Source organism: Collinsella sp. AF18-8LB, assembly GCF_003459795.1.
In the GTDB taxonomy this organism is placed as follows: Bacteria; Actinomycetota; Coriobacteriia; order Coriobacteriales; family Coriobacteriaceae; genus Collinsella.
The window spans coordinates 1-17469 of the sequence record NZ_QRWU01000006.1; the positions used below are offsets into that span (position 1 = coordinate 1).

Consider the following 17469-nt stretch of genomic DNA (forward strand, 5'->3'; position numbering starts at 1 on the left):
ACTCGCTTCCCTCCGGAGAGGGGTGCCGTTCGACTTGCATGTGTTAGGCGCGCCGCCAGCGTTCATCCTGAGCCAGGATCGAACTCTCCGTCCAAAAATGTATGGGCTTCGAGCCCGTCCGGTCCTCACAACTTCTTCGCTGATCGGTTCCGTTCGATTCATATGGTTCTGTTTGATAGGAAAAGGAATTTCTCGGGGCCGCCTCTCGGCGGCCTTGCGAAAAACAATCCAAGTCAGACCATTTCAAATGGTTCGATGTCTGCCCGGATGCGACACTGAATGTGTCCATCCTCGCAGTATCCGGTTCTCAAGGTGCACGCCTGCGCGGTCCATCCGGTTCGACCGGGCCGCGCGGCAAGGAGATATATTGCCAGACCGGAGGGGCCCCGGGGGCGGGAATCACGCACTCCATATTTTGTTCACAAATGAATAGAACCCTCAGTTGCTTCACTGAGGCCGTATTCGAAGCAAGAGCTTCTGATATTGGCGATGACCAGCTGGTTTATAGGTGTTAAGGCATCGGTCATCTCTGGAGCGCCACTTTACTCCAAAAGTATCAGCTATTTGTTTCCCGTCGGTAAAAGGCAGGTTTTGTTCGCCAAGCGTTCTTATATATAGAGAAGTTCGGGTTCGAACCCGTGGCTCGGCAACAAAATGCGACCAACCGGAGTCAATCGCTTTCTGTTCTATGGTGGGCCGTCAGGGGTTCAGCCTGCTCCGCAGGCGGCCGCTGCGGCGCTTTCTCGCCTCGCGCGCTGCGCTGGCAAACGCTCTCGCGTTTACTCAGCTCCGCGCCCCGACGGGTTCGAACCCGTGTACCGGCAACAAAAAAGCGGCCGGCATCCGCCAGTCGCTTTTCTTTTCTATGGTGGGCCGTCAGGGGTTCAGCCTGCTCCGCAGGCGGCCGCTGCGGCGCTTTCGCGCCTTGCGCGCTGCGCTGGCAAACGCTCTCGCGTTTACTCAGCTCCGCGCCCCGACGGGTTCGAACCCGTGTACCGGCAACAAAAAAGCGGCCGGCATCCGCCAGTCGCTTTTCTTTTCTATGGTGGGCCGTCAGGGGTTCGAACCCTGGACCTTGGGATTAAAAGTCCCCTGCTCTGCCAGCTGAGCTAACGGCCCGCAGGTGGCATTGTACCACGGTCTGGGTCTATTCCCAACTCCATTGGCCGTTCTGGAAAATCACAACTTCACGTCCATCAGGCGTAATGCCCGTAATATCGATGTCGTCCGTGCCGACCATAAAGTCGACATGCGTGCTCGAGACGTTAACGCCATGCTCCAGGAGCTCCTCCTTGGACATGTCATACCCGCCCTCGATGCACTCGGGGAAGCCGACACCCAGCGCAAGGTGGCAGCTGGCGTTCTCGTCATAGAGCGTATCGTAGAACAGAACGCCACTTTCGCGGATCGGCGTGTTCTTGGAAATGAGCGCGACCTCTCCCAGATGAGCAGCGCCCTCATCGGTATCGATGATGCTCGCAAGCGTCGCCTTGCCCACGCGGGCGTCGTAGTCCACCACACGGCCGCCCTCGAACTTAATCCAAAAATCGTCGACCTTGTTACCGTGGTGGATGAGCGGCATGGCCGAATACACGATACCGTCGGCACGCATGCGATCGGGCGAAGTGAAGACCTCCTCGGTGGGAATGTTGGGGAAGAAGGGATGTCCATCGGGCGTCTTGCCCTTGCCGCCGGCCCACTCGTGACCTTTCGTCATGCCAATCGTCAGATCGGTTCCGTTCGAAGCGGTGTAGTGCAGGCAATCAAATTGATTATCGTTTAGGAAACGCAGGTTCTTTTCGAATGCGGCGTCATGGAGTTCCCAGTCGCTCTCCGGGTCCTGGCCATCGGCGCGAGCGGTGTGCAGAATCGCATTCCACAGCTTATAGATTGCAACCTCATCGGCGTCTCCCGGGAACACCTCGTGCGCCCAAGCCACGACCGGAGCGCCGGCGATGCACCACGGATTGATGTTGTAATCCAGCCCACGGCGGAAAACTTTGCACTGCGTATTCCTCGCCTTGGATGCCGCGGCCGGCTTGGCTGGATCGATGCCCTTGAGGGCTGCGGGATCCGCACCCTCGATAAAGATAAAGCAGGCACCGTCCTGGGCCAGGGAATCCAGCTGCAGGCGCTTCCACTCGGGCGTCTGCTCAAAATAGCTTTTATCGACATGCTCGTACGTGAGCCTCGTCACGGCATCATCGGCCCAAATGACCGTCACGTGGCCGGCGCCGGCAGCATAGGCCTCCGCGACCACCACGCGCGCAAACGGCGCGCACTCGACCGGAGACTGAACGACGACTTCCTGGCCGGGCTTGACGTTTACGCCCTTGCAGACAACCAGGCGAGCGTAGTTTTTAATCTTGGGCTCCAGGGCCTTCATGCCCTCCAGAGCTTCTTCAACCGTCAGGGCAGCTCGAATCATGTGCCACTCCATCTATCTATAGAACAGTAAAAAGGCGCGCCGCAAAAACGACGCGCCTTATATCTTAGCGATATGTATGGATACAAACGCTACTTCTTCTTGGAGTCCTTCTTGTCCTCCTCGGCAGCCGCGCGCTCGATAAGGGCGTTGAGCTTGTTCTCGGACATGCCCTCGGCCTGCGTGCGGTACATGTTGCGCAGGGGACGAATACGAATGAAATCGTAGATAAAGTCACCCAGAATGATGACATAGGACAAAACGATGCCGACCATCTGGACGGGGCTGGACACCATGCCAGCGGGAGCGAAGTACAGCGAAGCCCAAATGGCCACGACGAGCACCATACCGATGGCGAGCACGGCCCACCAGATGCGACGGCGCTTGGTGTAGTCCTCATCCTGCTTGAGGAGGATATTCGACACCGTATAGATGCGGTCCTCCTTGGCGCGCTGCTTAGCCTTGCGGGCGCGCTTCTCCTCTTTAGAGAGGCCCTCGAGGTTCTCACCCTTCTCGAGCTCTTTGCGGCGTGCCTTAGACGAAGCCGGCACGACGCGAACGGAGCTCGCTGCTTGGCGGGCGGGCTTAGCAGATGCGGCAGACTTGCGCGCAACCCCGGTAACCTCGTGGGATTGCGTGCGCTTGTTCGTGGCGCTGCGGGTACTCACTTACGCGTTCTCCTTCATGCTTGTGAACTGGGAGCCCGTGATGATCTGGAAGGCCTCGCGATAGCGCTCGGACGTGCCATCGATGACCTCGGCGGGCAGGTGCGGGGTCTCCCCCGTCATATCCCAGTTGGCCTTGAGCCAATTGCGGACGAATTGCTTGTCGTAGCTAGGCTGGATCTTGCCCTCCTCGTAGCTGGCGGCAGGCCAGAAACGGCTGGAGTCGGGCGTGAGGCACTCATCGATCAGCGTGACCTTGCCATCGATGACACCAAACTCGAACTTGGTGTCGGCAATGATGATGCCTCGAGTCGCGGCATACTCGGCAGCGGCCTTGTAAATCTTGAGGGACAGGTCGCGAATCTGCGCGGCGATGTCCTCACCCACGATCTCGCAGCAACGCTCGAACGAAATGTTCTCGTCGTGGTCGCCGATCTCGGCCTTCGTGGACGGCGTGAACAGCGGCTCGGGAAGCTTGGAAGCCTCGGTCAGGCCCTCAGGCAGCTGGATGCCGCAGACGGTGCCGTTCTCGTCGTAGGTCTTCTTGCCCGAACCGGTCAGATAGCCGCGGACGATGCACTCGATAGGAATCGTCTGGGCCTTCTTAACCAGCATGGCACGGCCAGCGAGGTAGTCACGATACACAGCAAACTCCTCGGGGAAATCCGCCGGGTCGATGGAGACGAGATGGTTGGGGACGATATCGGCAAACTTGTCGAACCAGAACGCCGAGATGCGATTGAGCACCTCTCCCTTAAACGGAATCTCGTCGGGAAGAATGAAGTCGAACGCAGAAATGCGGTCGGTGGCGACCATCAGCAGGTTTTCACCGGCATCGTAGATATCACGAACCTTGCCACGGGAATCCGGACGACGCTCCATCGTTGTCACGTGAGTCACTCCTTACCTAAATACGACAGAAATGCGGGTTCTTTCCCACACGTTTTCGCAAACTCGGAGCGGCAGGGACGCGGCTCCTCCTTCACCGAATAGCGAAAAGCTAGTGCTCCATTGTAGTAGATGCCGCGTCCGCCGTGTGCTCGCGGGGCAGATGAATTGTAAAAGTCGTACCCTTTCCAAGCTCCGACTCCACGGATATGTAGCCATGGTGACGCTCGACGATCTGCTTGGTCACGGCGAGGCCAACGCCCAGGCCGCCAGCTTCGCGGGCGCGGCTGGCATCAGCGCGCCAAAAACGGCCGAAGATGCGCGACAGATCGTCCTTGGCAATGCCGATACCGGTATCCGAAACGGCAATACTGACATGCTTGCGGTCACTGAGCACCGACACCACGACCCAACCGCCCTCGGGGGTGTAGCGCATGGCGTTGCTCATGAGGTTGATGACGCATTGCGTGATCATATCGGGGTCGGCCTCGACGACATCATCGTGACCTTGGGTCTCGTCTGCAAAGCGCAAGCGCAGATCGCGGTCGACAAACAGGCGCTCCTGAGCGTTGACGATGGAGCGCACGAAGGGGACCATGTCCACCTGCTCAAGGTTGAGCGGCGCCGTGCTGTTTTCCATGCGCGACAGGTCGAGCATCTGCTGCACCAGACGGGCAAGTCGACGCGTCTCGGAAGCAACGGTTTCCAAATGCTCATCATCGGTGGGATACACGCCGTCCTGCATGGCCTCGACCGTTGCAAGCATGGCCATAAGCGGTGTGCGAAGCTCGTGCGCGACATCCGAGGTCAGGCGCTTTTCGTGCTTCATATCCTTCTCGAGCGAGGTGGCCATCTCGTCAAAGGTCTCACCCAGCTGATCGATTTCGTCATCGCCGCGCAAGCCCGTGCGAGCGGATAGATCGCCATCGCGAATTTGCTTGGCCGTGCTGGTAATACGATGAATCGGCTTGGTGAGCATGCGCGACATGAGCGATCCGATAACGACCGAGATGCAGACTGCCACAACCGCGGCAAGGGCCATGGCGTTAAAGGTCTTCTCTCTAAACGCAGAATCTGCCTTGGTGAGCAGGGCGTCGGAGCCGATGGCCCATAGCTTTACCTGTCCGACATGCTCGCCGGAAGACGTTATGATTTCGACGTTGGCAACACTATCGGAGTCGGTGGGCGCCGACGAAACCGGGCTATGCGAGGCCTTTTTACCGCTCGAGCTGCTCGACGCCGATTCGCTCTCGCGCACATCGGCGGTCGCACTTGCCGAAGGCCATGAGTCGTCATAAACGATCACACCCTTTTTGTTGACGACCTGCATGCCCAGATCGTCGGACACCAAACTCGATGTCGCGACCGTGCGCAGCTCGCCCGCCGTCCAATTGCCGTTTTCCTCGTACGACGTCGCAAGCTTTTCGGCGGCAGAATTGGCGATCTCAACGATATTGGAACGCGTGTAATCCGAAAAGACGGTGCCCCATACAACGGAGACAACGCCCACCAGCACCAATACCGTCATGAGCGACGTCAGGGCAAAAGCCAGGGCCATACGCGAGGGATAGCTCATCGTTGGCCGTGAATCGGAACGAGGCGTGTTCCAACTTGCTTTGGAACCCGCCTCGTTCTCCTGCTTGTGCTTTTGTCCGATTTCAAAGCGCGCAGGTGTCATATGTGATTTCCCTATTTCTCGTCCGCCTTATCGGTCTTGGCCGGGGCCTCGAAGCGATAGCCAACACCGTGGACGGTGTAGAGCCACTTAGGCTTCTTGGGGTCGTCGCCCAGCTTGGCGCGAAGGTTCTTCACGTGGCTGTCGATGGTGCGCTCATAGCCCTCAAAGTCGTAGCCGAGAACCTTCTCAACCAGCTCCATACGGTTGTAGACACGACCGGGATGACGAGCAAGCGTGGTGAGCAGCTTAAACTCGGAAGCGGTCAGGTCCACTTCCTTGTTCTCGACCAAAATCTTGTGGCCCGAGATATCGATGACCAGATCGCCGAAGTCGAGTACCTCGACGGCGGGCTCGTCGGCCTGATGGGCACGGCGGAACAGAGCGCGAACGCGCGCAACAAGCTCGCGCGGCGAGAACGGCTTGATCAGATAGTCGTCGGCTCCGAGCTCGAGGCCGATAATACGGTCCTCGATCTCGCCCTTGGCGGTAAGCATGATAATAGGCACATCCGAGGTGTCGCGAATGGTGCGGCAAACGCGCTCGCCGGGAATCTTAGGGAGCATGAGGTCGAGCACGACCAGGTCGAACTGATGCTTCTCGAACTCCTCGATAGCAGACTGGCCGTCGCCCACGCCCACAACCCAATAGCCCTCGCGCTCGAGATAGGCAGCGACAGCGTCACGGATTGCCTTCTCATCCTCGACCAGCAGAATCTTTTTTGCATCTGAAGCCATAACACGGCCCCCCTGTCTCAATTAGCTAAGAACAAGCCCATTTTAACGCACCTATGCCCACCGAGCACCGCTGCAGTGCGGCGGCTCGGCGGGCGGTACTCACAATTACAACGCGTTTATTCCCCCGTTGGCGCCTTTTTAACCCCTCGGTACTAAAGAGAGAATAGGCGGGCAGTGACCGTCTCGGGGATTCCCTGGCTGTTGCGTACCGTGGCATAGGTCAAAAACGTATTCGATTTACCCGCCGTAGCTGGATAATCGCCATATTCAAGGGCGCGGTCGGGCGACAGCAGCGAGCCATAGGTTTTGGCGGAGGTATCGATCAGAAAATGCGATGCCTGAACCTTAACCAGATATTTGTTCTTCCTGCCGGCAGCACATGCAAGCGGCTCACGCGACAGGAATAGGAAGGTCCCGTTCTCGTTGCCAATATAGGTGCCCATGTTTCCAAGACTTCCCACGCCGTTATAGGTCGCCTCGATGGAGAACACAAATGTGTCACCCATATATACGGCCTCAAAGGGAGACACCGAGGAGGGAAGGACCAGCTGAGCCCTTTTGGTATTGTTGCCGTCCGTCAGGTCAATCGCCGTCATGCCGTAGTAGACACCCTCGTCATTGCGCACGCGCGGGGATATGGTCAAGATACCGTCACTCACGCGCGGGGCAGATGCAAAGCGACCCGTTGACTTCCAAATGGTCTCGACCTTTGCCTCATCGAGCGAACGGCGGTAGCAATACGAATCGCTACTCGTCTTATTTCCGCCCGTTGAGGGCATCTTGTACCAAATGACAGACGATTCGAACGCCGTAAACATCGGCGGATCGTAGTCCTTGCCGCCTCGGTCGAGCTCAACCACATCGCCGACAAGCGACGCGCCTGCCATACTTTGCGCATAGAGCTTCCATGACGAGTTCGCAAAGTTCATCTCGACCCAAGCAAACACGCCATCGCCGGCGCGGACATCGTAAAACGAATATCCCGTACCTTCGACGGGATCCTCGATAAGCGTCGTGAGCGAGCCATCGCCCAGGTTGAGCACACCAAGCGTATTGGCATGCAGGGCAGAAGCAGGCGCCATCATCGCGGCAGCGTAGTCACCATCGCAGTAGTACAGTAGCGTGCCCAGCGGCAGCGTCCACGAGGCCGCAGGCTCAAGATCGATATCAACAGCTTCGTACTCATCCGTAATCGAGACAATCTTTGAGTCGTCTTTGATAACCTGTGGCTCGCCGGCAGCGTCGTCGCTGGTACCCGTTTTCTTTGAGCATCCGGCAAGCACCGTGGCAGCGCCCGCGGCAGCCCCTCCGAGCACAAAGCCGCGGCGCGATATTCCGTTCTTGATCTGGTCGGCGATACTCATTAGGCGATCTCGGCGCGAGCGGCCTCGATAGCGCGCGTGAGCTGATCGGCGCAAGAAGTCTTCTTCATACCGCAGGTATTACCAGCGAGAACCTCGATGACGCGATCGGCAGGAGCGCCCTCGACCAGCTTGGAGATAGCCTTGAGATTGCCGTTGCAGCCACCGGTAAACTCGACGCCCACCACCTTGTTGCCGTCATCGGACAGGTCAAGGTGAATATTGCGAGCACACACGCCCTGAGGCTTGTAATCAAACGAAATCATGCGATCCTCTCTCAGAATGTTATTCGAGACGACTATTATCCCCGTCTTTCCCTAAATGCAACGAGGCGCTTTGCCGGCAACACACATTACCAGCAAAGCGCCCTAAAAAGCTAACGTTATGCCCGAACCTACTCGAAGCTCAGCTGCTCCAGGCGATCGAAGACCGTGTCGATACGGGTGAGGAAGTCCCACGGATCAAAGATCTCGTCGAGCTTCTCCTGGCTGACGGTGCAGCGCGGGTCGGCCTCGAGACGCTCCTTAAAGGTGGGACCGGAGACGCAATCCTGCACCTCGTGCCAGGTAGCCATGGCGTTTTCCTGCACGATGGCATAGGCATCCTCGCGGGTGATGCCCGTATCGACGAGGGCCAGCAGGACCTTGGAGGAGAAGATGAGGCCGCGAGTCTTGTTGAGGTTGGCCATCATGCGAGCCGGATACAGCTGCAGGCCGTCGATAACGCGGATAAGGCACTGGAACATGTGGTCGAGTGCGATAAAGCTATCGGCCTGGGCGACGCGCTCGGCAGAGGAGTGCGAAATGTCGCGCTCATGCCACAGGGCGACATTGTCGAAGGCAACCTGGGCATTGGACTTCACGACGCGCGACAGGCCACAGACCTTCTCCATGGTGATGGGGTTGCGCTTGTGCGGCATGGCGGAGCTGCCCTTTTGGCCCTTGCGGAAAGGCTCCTCGGCCTCGAGCGTATCGGTCTTCTGCAGGTTGCGGACCTCGGTAGCAATGCGCTCGCAGGTGGCCGCTGTAGTGGCAAGGACGCCGGCCAGGTAGGCATGATGGTCGCGGCTGATGACCTGCGTGGACAGCGGATCGTGAACCAGACCCAGGTGCTCGCAGACATATTCCTCGACAAACGGCTCGATGGAGCTATAGGTACCGACGGCACCCGAGATAGCGCCAAAGGCAACGTTCTTGCGGGCGTCCTCAAGACGATCCAGATCGCGCTTGAGCTCCCATGCCCAAGAGCCAAACTTCATACCGAAGGTCATCGGCTCGGCATGGATGCCATGGGTGCGACCGGCACAGAGCGTGTTGCGCTCCTCGAAGGCGCGGCGCTTGCAAATCTCGCCGAGTTTTTTGACGTCCTCGATAATCAGGTCACAGGCCTGGGTGAGCTGGTAGCACAGAGCCGTATCGCCCAGGTCGGAGCTGGTCATGCCATAGTGAACCCAGCGGCTGGGCTTGGGGTCGCCCTCGGGGACATCGGCGTCGATGTACTCCTTCATGTTGGTCAGGAAAGCAATAACGTCGTGGCGCGTGACTTCCTCGATCTCGTCGACCTTTGCCTTCTCAAAGTTGGCGTGGTCGCGGATCCACTGGGCTTCGTCTTTAGAAATGCCGATCTTGCCGAGCTCCGCCTGGGCCTCACAGGCCAGGACCTCGATCTCCTGCCAAATGGCGTACTTATTCTCGAGGGAGAAGATGTGTCCCATCTCCGGGCGGGTATAGCGATCGATCATAGCGGCTCCTTTTTGGTTATTGGCACGTTGGTCGTAACCCAACCATTGTACCGTGCGCGGGTGCGAGTATGGACAGTAGGCATGAACCTAACATTTTGGAATTGGAGCGGGCAACGGGACGTCCGCGCGCCCGCGTCGCGGACGCGCACCGGCTGTGGGCGATCTCCTCGGATTCACGGAGACGATGGGGAGGCTTTGTTGAATTGGCCGTCCCGAGGTCTCCCACGCTCGATGGAGCGGGCAACGGGACGTCCGCGTATTTGCTTCGCAAATCCGCACCGGCTGCGGTCGGCATGCTCCGGTCCACGGAACCGCTGAAGGAGACCCGGTCGAGCCGTGTGTCCCAGCGTCTCCCTTTGCTGGGGGAGCGGGCAACGGGACGTCCGCGTATTTGCTTCGCAAATCCGCACCGGCTTCAGGCGCCTGTCGGCGCCTTCGCCTGCTCGCTACAAACGCTTCGCGTTTGCTTTACGCTCGCACCCTGTCGGGTTCGAGTCCCGGCACTTTATTGAAAAAAGCACGGCACCGTGATGGTGCCGTGCTTGTGCTCTTAACTGGAGCGGGCAACGGGACTCGAACCCGCGAGTGTCAGCTTGGGAAGCTGATGCCTTACCACTTGGCGATGCCCGCTTGTGTGTTGGCTAGTATAACGCGGTTGTCTTGTTCGATACAAGGGTGGCGATGCTTGTTTTAGCTGTGGAGATTCGTTTGAATATCACATCAATTGTGGAGACGAGGACCTTTGACCTCCTGTTCTCCCTATCTTCTACCTGCGCTTTTGTCTGATTGTTGTATTTGAGCTCAATTTGTCAGGAATTGGGCAAGCTTTTGGTCAGGCTCCGGTACTTACCCGCATGAACCTCGGCTGTAGCCTCATCCTACGCGCCGCAGCCTCCCCGTGCGGCGCACGAGGGATAAGGAGCAGCCATGTCCAACGCACCCACGCACTCTGTCCACAGCGCAATCGCAACAGGTCCGCTGCTCCTACTCCTCTTCCTGCTTTTCGGCTGCCTGGCACCGGGAGCCGCATTTGCCGTCGATGGCTACGATCAGCTCGGCTTCCGCACCATTAGCGATGATTGTGGACCCTTCTTCATCGGCAAATATGAAGCTCAGGACGCCTCGATTGCCTACTGCATGAACCAGGAACGCCCCGGGCCCACCAAGCCGGGCGGCCCATGGCTCAACTTTGATCAAGGCTGGGTGTGGCTCGACGACGAGTTCGCGGCAATCGTTTGTCACGGATATCCTACCGCCACGTCGTTTGGCGGTTATCATCTTTCACCAGATCGCGCCCGCGCCGCCACCCAGCTTGCCGTATGGATGCTCAACGGCACTACCCATGTCGACGGCACCTACTCCTACACGACCGCTCAGGGCAAAACCAAGAGTGGGCACTTTACCGCCGACAATGAAGTCGTGGCGGCTGCGCGGTGGCTCCACGACAACGCAAAATCAGGAAGCATCAAAGCCGCTCCACACCGCGCGCGGCGCTATTTAGGAACCGTATCGGGCGGCAGCAAACGTCAAGACATGCTCTATGTACTGCCGGCGGTCTCTGTTTCCTTCCAAAAGCAGTCTGCGAACACCGTTATTACCAGCGGAAACAATACCTATCAGTTTGACGGGGCAACATTCGATGTTTTTGAGAGCGCCAGCGACGCACGTGTCGGCACCATCCAGATGGACGGCAACGGTCGAGCGCAGGCAGCACTTCTGCCCAATACGGCATACTACCTAGTTGAAACGAAGGCGCCGGCCGGCTATGTCCCCCGTCGTGATCGCATCGCCTTTACCACGGGGAATGACGGTGGACAGGTCACCATTGATGAACAGCCCGGCACCATCAACCTGTGTATCGTAAAACTCGATGCCGCGACGAATGCCGGCCCCCAGGTGGGATCTTCACTCGCAGGAGCAGAGTTCACGTGTGTGTCGCAATCAACCCCCGGATGGGCGCAAATCCTCACGACCGACGAAAGCGGTCGAGCCACCCTCACCGATGTCCCCCTAGGAACCTTTACCATCTATGAATCAAAAGCCCCCGAGGGCTACCTGCCATCCAACGACAGCTGGTCCTATACCGTTGGAGCCGACCAGCTCGGTGATTCAGGCGTGGTCGAGATCGAATCGCGCGTTTCCGATATCCCCATTGCGTTTGACCTTGAGATTTCCAAATTCAAGGACTACGGCAATAGCGACCAATCCGGCCTGGAGCAGCCGGCGGGAGGTGTTGTCTTTGAGGTTGTCAGCAACAGCTCTCAGCAGGTTGTTGGCACACTGACCACAAACATCTATGGCTTTGCCTCAACCAAAGATCAGTCAGAAGCATGGTTTGGCGCAGGCAAGCGACCCGCCGGTGTCCACGGAGCCATCCCATACGACCGCGCCGGCTACACGGTTCGCGAGGTTCCGGAAACCGTCCCCGAGGGTTTTAAACGGGCAGGGGAATGGACCGTCGAGGCCAATCAGATTTCCGACGGCGCCGAGCTTCAATATATCGTGGACAACCACGCTCTGTCGACGCATCTCCAAATTGTAAAACGCGATGCCCAAGCAGGCGCTTCTGTTCCACTAGCCGGATTCACCTTCCAACTACTCGACAGCAATCACGAACCTGTCTCACAAACTTGCTGGTATCCAGCACATAACGTAATGGACACCTTTACGACTGACGCGACCGGAACCGTCACACTGCCCGAATCGCTCGTGCCGGGCACCTATTATGTACGCGAAACCTCGGCCAAAGAGCCCTATCTCGTCGGCAAAGAGATCGAGGTAAGCATACCCGCCGACATGAACCTAACGCCCGTTGCAATCGTCTCGTATTATGACCACGCCGCGACCGGAAACATCAGGATCGTTAAAACCGATGCCGTAGACGGCAGCAGCCTCGCGGGCGCCATCTTTGAGATCCGCGCCTCGGGTGATATCGTGCGCCCCGACGGTAGCATTGCCGCGCTCGACGGTGAGACTGTCGCTACTGTCATGACGGATGAAGCTGGAGAAGCACGCGCGGACGACCTCCCGCTGGGATCTGGTACCGCGCGCTACGAGGTTGTCGAGACTCAAGCGCCGGCAGGCTTCTTACTCGATCGGACATCCCATATTGTCGACCTTACTTATGCCGACCAGAAAACACCCGTTGTGGAGGCACGGCTTAACGTATCCAACGATTACACCAAGGTTGATATCTCCAAGGTCGATGCAAGTGGTGAGCAGGAAGTGGAAGGTGCACAGCTCACCTTATATGGTCCCGATAAAACCGAAATAGACTCCTGGACCTCATCCGACAAGCCGCACCGCGTCGAACATCTTGCACCCGGCACCTACTCGTTGCGCGAAATGATGTCTCCGCGGACCTATGACCTTGCCGAGGAGATAACGTTTGAAATAAAGGATACGGGAGAAGTCCAATCCGTCGCGATGAAGGATGCGCCCATCGAGATCAAAGGACAGGTCGACAAGCGTCAGGAGATTGTCCAACCTATCGGGAAGGGTCTGCTGGCCAACGGCGATGGTAAAAATCGCGCCGCAACGCAAACCAATACGGACGGACTTTTCTCCTATACCATCGACGCTCGAAACGATTCAGCTACCTGGGTTGATGAATTAACGATTACCGATGATCTTGAGTGTGCCGAGGACGATACGGCGAGATTCGTCTCAATCGAAACTCCCGTCGCCATCGGCGACCTCAACGGTCTGTGCAACGTGTGGTATCGCACGACGCCGTTGGACTCGACAGACGTCGATGAGACGGCAAACGCGACACTTGACGATGGGCACGAAAATCCTTGGCTTAAGTCCGACGAGGTAAAGGAGAGCCTTGGTGAGGACTGCCGCCTCGTCGATTACGACGGCTGGCACCTCTGGAAGGCGGATGTCTCGACCACAGAATCCACCACACTCGAGGCGAAAGAACTCGACCTTGCATCCAATACCATCGTAACGGGCATTCGCATTGAATACGGTGCGGTAGCCGCCGACTTTACGACTCGAAGCGATACAGATTCCTGGACCCATGATGATCTCAAAGATGAGCACGACGACCTTGACGATGCCAAAGTAATCCTTGGCACAGACGCTCGGAGCGCAGTCGTGCACATGCAGGCAACGTCGGCTTATACGCCCCAAACCGCACTCACCAACAGCGCGCGCGTCGATCTTTGCCGCAACGGCGGCGGCGATAAACTTGAGTCACATGACGAGGACCGCGTCATTCAACGCTGTACCCTACCGCAGGACCTACCGGCAACAGGATCAGTTCCCATCGCCGCTTGCATCACTGCGCTCCTGACCTCGGGTGCCGCAGCCATATGGTTCGCTCGCCTTAGGTCGATCCCAAAGAAGCGCTAGCGCGATGAAAAAGCGGGCGCGCCAGTCCCCCGGCTCGCCCGCTTTCAATCATTTAAATCGCCGTATCTACCCTGCAGACGAAGATCCACCATCAACGATTGCCTGCTCGGACTCAGGAATCCCATCGGCACCCGTGCTCTGTTCTTGCTCCACCTCTTCGCTGATTGCGGAGGCGGGGGTCGAGCCCTTCGCACCCACGATGTAGGCAGCCCCAAATCCTAACGCAATGGCGATCAAGGTCAAAATCACGTAGACAGGCCAATGGCGCTTAATATACGAAAACACGTTGACTCCTTAGAGCTCCGTCTACGAACGGCGGATAACCTCGGTCACGACCTCGGATACCGTGGCAATGTTCGTCGGGTTGACATTGTGGGGCAGGTCGTCCTCGGTACGAGCGCAAGCCAGGCGCGTGCCGTCCACGCCGGCGATGGTGAGGGCTCGGCGGCTCGCCTCGAGCGCGGCGTAGGCATCGGTCTTGGCATAGGGCATCTCGAGCGCGCCACAATCGACATGGAACGACTTGCACACCTTGCTGACCAGGTTCATGATGCGGCGATCGCCCTTGAGCAGCTGCTGTTCGCCCTCAATCGTCACCACCGAAAGCCTACCGGCGCCGACGGATTCAAGATTGATGAAGAATACACCGCGGAGCTTATCGCGATGCGAAGCCAAGAAGGCCTTCATACCGGCGCCATCACAATCCGAGGCGCCCGTTGCCACAAACCAGATATCGTGACCGAGCAGCTCATCATCGCCCATAGAGGCGACAGCCGAGAGCATATCTTCAGAAGAAGCGCCGTCGGAAGACGTAGCGCCGCCCTTCCAGCCATCGTTATCGTCCTCGAAATTATCCCACGAACCGATGCCGCGACCGGACTTCTTGGCATCGTAATCGTCTTCGACGCCCAGCCAATCACTCATGCTGTCCTGTTCGTTTTTCTTTTTACGACCGAACAGGCCGCCCAGGCCGCGCTTGCGAGACTTGGGTGCCGCCGGGGCGGGAGCCGAAATGGTCTCGATCGGCTGAGCGCCCGACGCAACGGGCATAGGAGGCGCAACGGGTGCCGATGTGGGTTCGGGACCCTGAGCGGTAGCAAAGGGGTCGTTGGCCTGTGCGGAGGGGTCGGGAAGGTCGAACAGCGACGTGCGAGACGCAACGTTTGCCTGCTTCATCGACGGCAGCGACGGATCGGGGACCGAAGCCAACGGAGACGAGGAAGGTGCAGGCGACGGAGCCGACGCCGGATCAGGAACATTCATCTGCGGACGCGGCGATGCCTGGGAGGAAATCTGGGCCATAAGGGAATCGACCGTTTCGTCCTGGGTGGGAGCAACATCGGCAACCGTGGCACCGGAACCACTCGGGGTCGGCATGGTGAAAATCTGCGTGGAGTAAGGCCTCGACTCATCTATCTCGGGAGCCTCGGAAACCGCAGGCACTTCTTCCTGCTCGACCTCGGTCGAATCATCTTGCTCGGCTGTCGCGTATTGCTCTTCGTCAGAGTTGGCCTCGACGGGCTCGTCCTCGGCGGCATCTTGGATTTCGGCAGCATCAATAGGCTCGTCATCGTCTGCCGCATCGCCCTGCTCATCGGAAACAGGAAGGGGCTCGGCAATCGCGGTGCCTTGCTTTTCAAACGTTATCGTGGAATCGAACTGCGCGGCATCAAACGACATGGTGCTATCGACGTGCTGTTGAGCCTCGAAAGACGTTGTCGCCTCAACAATATCCGCGGACGTCGGCTGCTGGGACTCAAAGGACGTTGTAGCTTCGGCGGCATCGACGGGCACGGACTGCATAGCCTCGTTCTGCTCGAACTCTTGCGCCGCGAGCTCACGTGCCGCCTCGGCTGCCTGCTGCTGAGCGATAGCCTCCTGCTCGGCAGCCTCGCGTGCGGCAGCGCGCTTCTCCTCGAAATCGTCGACAAATTTCTTGCCCTTTGCAAGCGCACTCTTAAAGAAGTTGGAAGCGCTGGCGCCAATCGAAGAGAACGCGGATGCGATATCGGCATGGGGCGTTGCCGCGGGAATCTCGGCTGAGAAATCAGTATCGCTCTCGTAAGACACGAGCCTCGGCTGTTCAACGTAATCGTCGTCAGACTCGTCCGCAACGTCTTGCGCCGGCGCGGCGGGAGCCAAAACGTCCAGTCCTGCAGCGGGATCGATCGCGGACACTGCCTCGGGCTCGGCAACGGCAGCGGCAACCGCGGCAGACTCATCATCCACGGTGGCAACGGGCGCAGGCGCAGTCACGACGGGGACAGGCTCGGACTCAAACGTCGGCTCCTCGCCCTCCTCGTAATCGAGCGTGCAGGACTCGGGAAGCATTCCGAGAGCACGGATGGCATCCGAACCAAAACGGATGTTGCCGGCGGCATTGCGATAGAGCTTGGGCTCGGGGTCGGGCGCGACAGGCTCCTCCGCCGGCTCGACAGCGGGAACCTCGTCATTGAACTCTTCGGCCTGGACAGCCTGATTCTGATCCTCGGGCACAATGGCGCCAATCAGCGTCTCGTCGGCAGACGCACCCTCAAAGCCCTCGATCTGCTCGTCGAAAGCCTCACCCTGTTCGGGCTCGGCCTGAGCGTCGGGAGCAATCGGCTGACCGAACTCGTCCTCGGCGTAGGTGGGCTCTTCATACTCGATGGTGTTGCCGTAGTCGTTTTGCTGCTGGGCCGCGGCATACTCCGCCGCTGCGCGCGCCATTTCCTCGGCACGACGCTTTTGCTCCCCAAAATAGGTATCGAACGGAGCATCGTCGGGAAACTCGTTTTCGCCCTGGAAGGGAGCAACGTTGTCCATAACGCCGAGCATAGCGGCGACAGAAGACTTGTTGCACACCGCGCCGGACGTATAGGGAAGAATGTGGCGGTTAGAGATGATGTTTGCCGCGTTGGCAAGTGCAACGAGGGAAGCGAGGATCGCGACAATCCACAGCAGAACCTTGAGCGCGCCGGGGAGCGGCAGGATACGCAGGATGGCAACGGCAGCGGGGGCAACCGTGGCAACGGGCAACAACTTGGCGATGAGCGCACGATACGAAGCATAAGGCTCGCGGGCAAGCAGCTCAGCGCGGGGAGAGTCGTAGTGTGCGACAACGACCACCGGGCGGTTGCGCGGAGACGCAAGCGGGCCCGAGGCCTTGTGGTAGGCGATGACATTTTGGCTCACGCCCGTCTTGCCCAGGCGCGAAACCACGGGGTGGCCCGTGCGCTCGAGCACGTAGAGCACGGCACCGACAATGGCCAGCAAGGTGCCGACCAAGCCGATACCGCCGCCGATGCCCATCAGCAGGGCGCCGGCAAACGCAAGAATACCGGTAACGGCAAATGCCAACCTACTGGGCGCCGGGGCATTGAACTCCTGAACCTCGGGATCAAAGCCGTGGTTGCGGAAGATCTGAGCGATATCCTCGGCAGCCAAGCGCTCTTCTTCACTGCATGCCGGCGTAATGCCGGTGTTCTGCAGCAGGTGGTTAATATAGTTCTGGGTGTTCGCCATGTGCGCTCCACATCCATAATCCGACAAATAGGCCCAATGCATGCACATTAGAACCGTATATAGTCGAAAGTATACCCCGAGCGAGCGCAAACGACCGAATTCGGGCCATCTTAA

11 protein-coding genes, 2 tRNA genes and 1 rRNA gene are annotated in these 17469 nt (G+C 58.6%); 1 reads left to right on the plus strand and 13 read right to left on the minus strand.

Annotated features, from left to right (window positions below; genetic code table 11):
* The 11 genes from DWX25_RS06755 to DWX25_RS06805 all read right to left on the minus strand — a co-directional run.
* A 16S ribosomal RNA gene (locus DWX25_RS06755) occupies positions 1–94 on the minus strand; the annotation flags it as partial.
* Between the two features lie 949 nt (positions 95–1043).
* Positions 1044–1119, minus strand: a tRNA-Lys gene (locus DWX25_RS06760).
* A gap of 28 nt (positions 1120–1147) precedes the next feature.
* A complete protein-coding gene (locus DWX25_RS06765; protein ID WP_117798814.1) occupies positions 1148–2428 on the minus strand; it encodes an aminopeptidase in 1281 nt (426 codons plus the stop codon).
* 89 nt (positions 2429–2517) lie between these two features.
* On the minus strand, positions 2518–3093 hold the full coding sequence (locus DWX25_RS06770; protein WP_117734833.1) for a hypothetical protein: 576 nt from the start codon (positions 3091–3093) through the stop codon (positions 2518–2520).
* Positions 3094–3972: a phosphoribosylaminoimidazolesuccinocarboxamide synthase gene (locus DWX25_RS06775; protein WP_117798815.1), complete on the minus strand. Its 879-nt coding sequence runs from the start codon at positions 3970–3972 to the stop codon at positions 3094–3096.
* A gap of 118 nt (positions 3973–4090) precedes the next feature.
* Complete coding sequence (locus DWX25_RS06780) at positions 4091–5656, minus strand: cell wall metabolism sensor histidine kinase WalK (RefSeq protein ID WP_117734831.1); 1566 nt, start codon at positions 5654–5656, stop codon at positions 4091–4093.
* 11 nt (positions 5657–5667) lie between these two features.
* Positions 5668–6390: a response regulator transcription factor gene (locus DWX25_RS06785; protein ID WP_117734830.1), complete on the minus strand. Its 723-nt coding sequence runs from the start codon at positions 6388–6390 to the stop codon at positions 5668–5670.
* 152 nt (positions 6391–6542) lie between these two features.
* Positions 6543–7754 carry a twin-arginine translocation signal domain-containing protein gene (locus DWX25_RS06790; protein ID WP_117734829.1) on the minus strand — a complete coding sequence of 404 codons (1212 nt, stop codon included), beginning with the start codon at positions 7752–7754 and terminating at the stop codon, positions 6543–6545.
* The gene (locus tag DWX25_RS06795) at positions 7754–8017 is read right to left on the minus strand and encodes a TIGR03905 family TSCPD domain-containing protein (protein WP_117629999.1); all 264 of its coding nucleotides are present in this window, start codon (positions 8015–8017) and stop codon (positions 7754–7756) included. Before DWX25_RS06795 ends, DWX25_RS06790 begins: the two co-directional genes overlap by 1 nt.
* Positions 8018–8145: 128 nt before the next feature.
* Entirely contained in the window at positions 8146–9492 is a 1347-nt protein-coding gene (gene purB, locus DWX25_RS06800) for an adenylosuccinate lyase (protein WP_055251306.1), read from the minus strand.
* Between the two features lie 555 nt (positions 9493–10047).
* A tRNA-Gly gene (locus DWX25_RS06805) sits at positions 10048–10122 on the minus strand.
* Positions 10123–10419: 297 nt separating this feature from the next.
* Here DWX25_RS06805 and DWX25_RS06810 point away from each other — a divergent pair.
* Positions 10420–13851, plus strand: a complete 3432-nt coding sequence (locus DWX25_RS06810) for a SpaA isopeptide-forming pilin-related protein (RefSeq protein WP_117798816.1) — start codon at positions 10420–10422, stop codon at positions 13849–13851.
* 66 nt (positions 13852–13917) lie between these two features.
* Here DWX25_RS06810 and DWX25_RS06815 read toward each other — a convergent pair whose 3' ends face one another.
* Together DWX25_RS06815 and DWX25_RS06820 are read right to left on the minus strand one after the other, a co-directional pair.
* The gene (locus DWX25_RS06815) at positions 13918–14136 is read right to left on the minus strand and encodes a hypothetical protein (protein ID WP_117743380.1); all 219 of its coding nucleotides are present in this window, start codon (positions 14134–14136) and stop codon (positions 13918–13920) included.
* A 21-nt stretch (positions 14137–14157) separates the two neighbouring features.
* Entirely contained in the window at positions 14158–17355 is a 3198-nt protein-coding gene (locus DWX25_RS06820) for a hypothetical protein (RefSeq protein ID WP_117763247.1), read from the minus strand.
* Positions 17356–17469 lie beyond the last annotated feature (114 nt).

What these genes read in the sequence shown, in the direction of transcription:
- DWX25_RS06765 (WP_117798814.1), bottom strand. Translation starts at nt 2,428, where the DNA reads ATGATTCGAGCTGCCCTGACGGTTGAAGAAGCTCTGGAGGGCATGAAG.
- DWX25_RS06775 (WP_117798815.1), bottom strand. Translation starts at nt 3,972, where the DNA reads ATGGAGCGTCGTCCGGATTCCCGTGGCAAGGTTCGTGATATCTACGAT.
- DWX25_RS06780 (WP_117734831.1), bottom strand. Translation starts at nt 5,656, where the DNA reads ATGACACCTGCGCGCTTTGAAATCGGACAAAAGCACAAGCAGGAGAAC.
- DWX25_RS06785 (WP_117734830.1), bottom strand. Translation starts at nt 6,390, where the DNA reads ATGGCTTCAGATGCAAAAAAGATTCTGCTGGTCGAGGATGAGAAGGCA.
- DWX25_RS06790 (WP_117734829.1), bottom strand. Translation starts at nt 7,754, where the DNA reads ATGAGTATCGCCGACCAGATCAAGAACGGAATATCGCGCCGCGGCTTT.
- DWX25_RS06795 (WP_117629999.1), bottom strand. Translation starts at nt 8,017, where the DNA reads ATGATTTCGTTTGATTACAAGCCTCAGGGCGTGTGTGCTCGCAATATT.
- purB (WP_055251306.1), bottom strand. Translation starts at nt 9,492, where the DNA reads ATGATCGATCGCTATACCCGCCCGGAGATGGGACACATCTTCTCCCTC.
- DWX25_RS06810 (WP_117798816.1), top strand. Translation starts at nt 10,420, where the DNA reads ATGTCCAACGCACCCACGCACTCTGTCCACAGCGCAATCGCAACAGGT.
- DWX25_RS06820 (WP_117763247.1), bottom strand. Translation starts at nt 17,355, where the DNA reads ATGGCGAACACCCAGAACTATATTAACCACCTGCTGCAGAACACCGGC.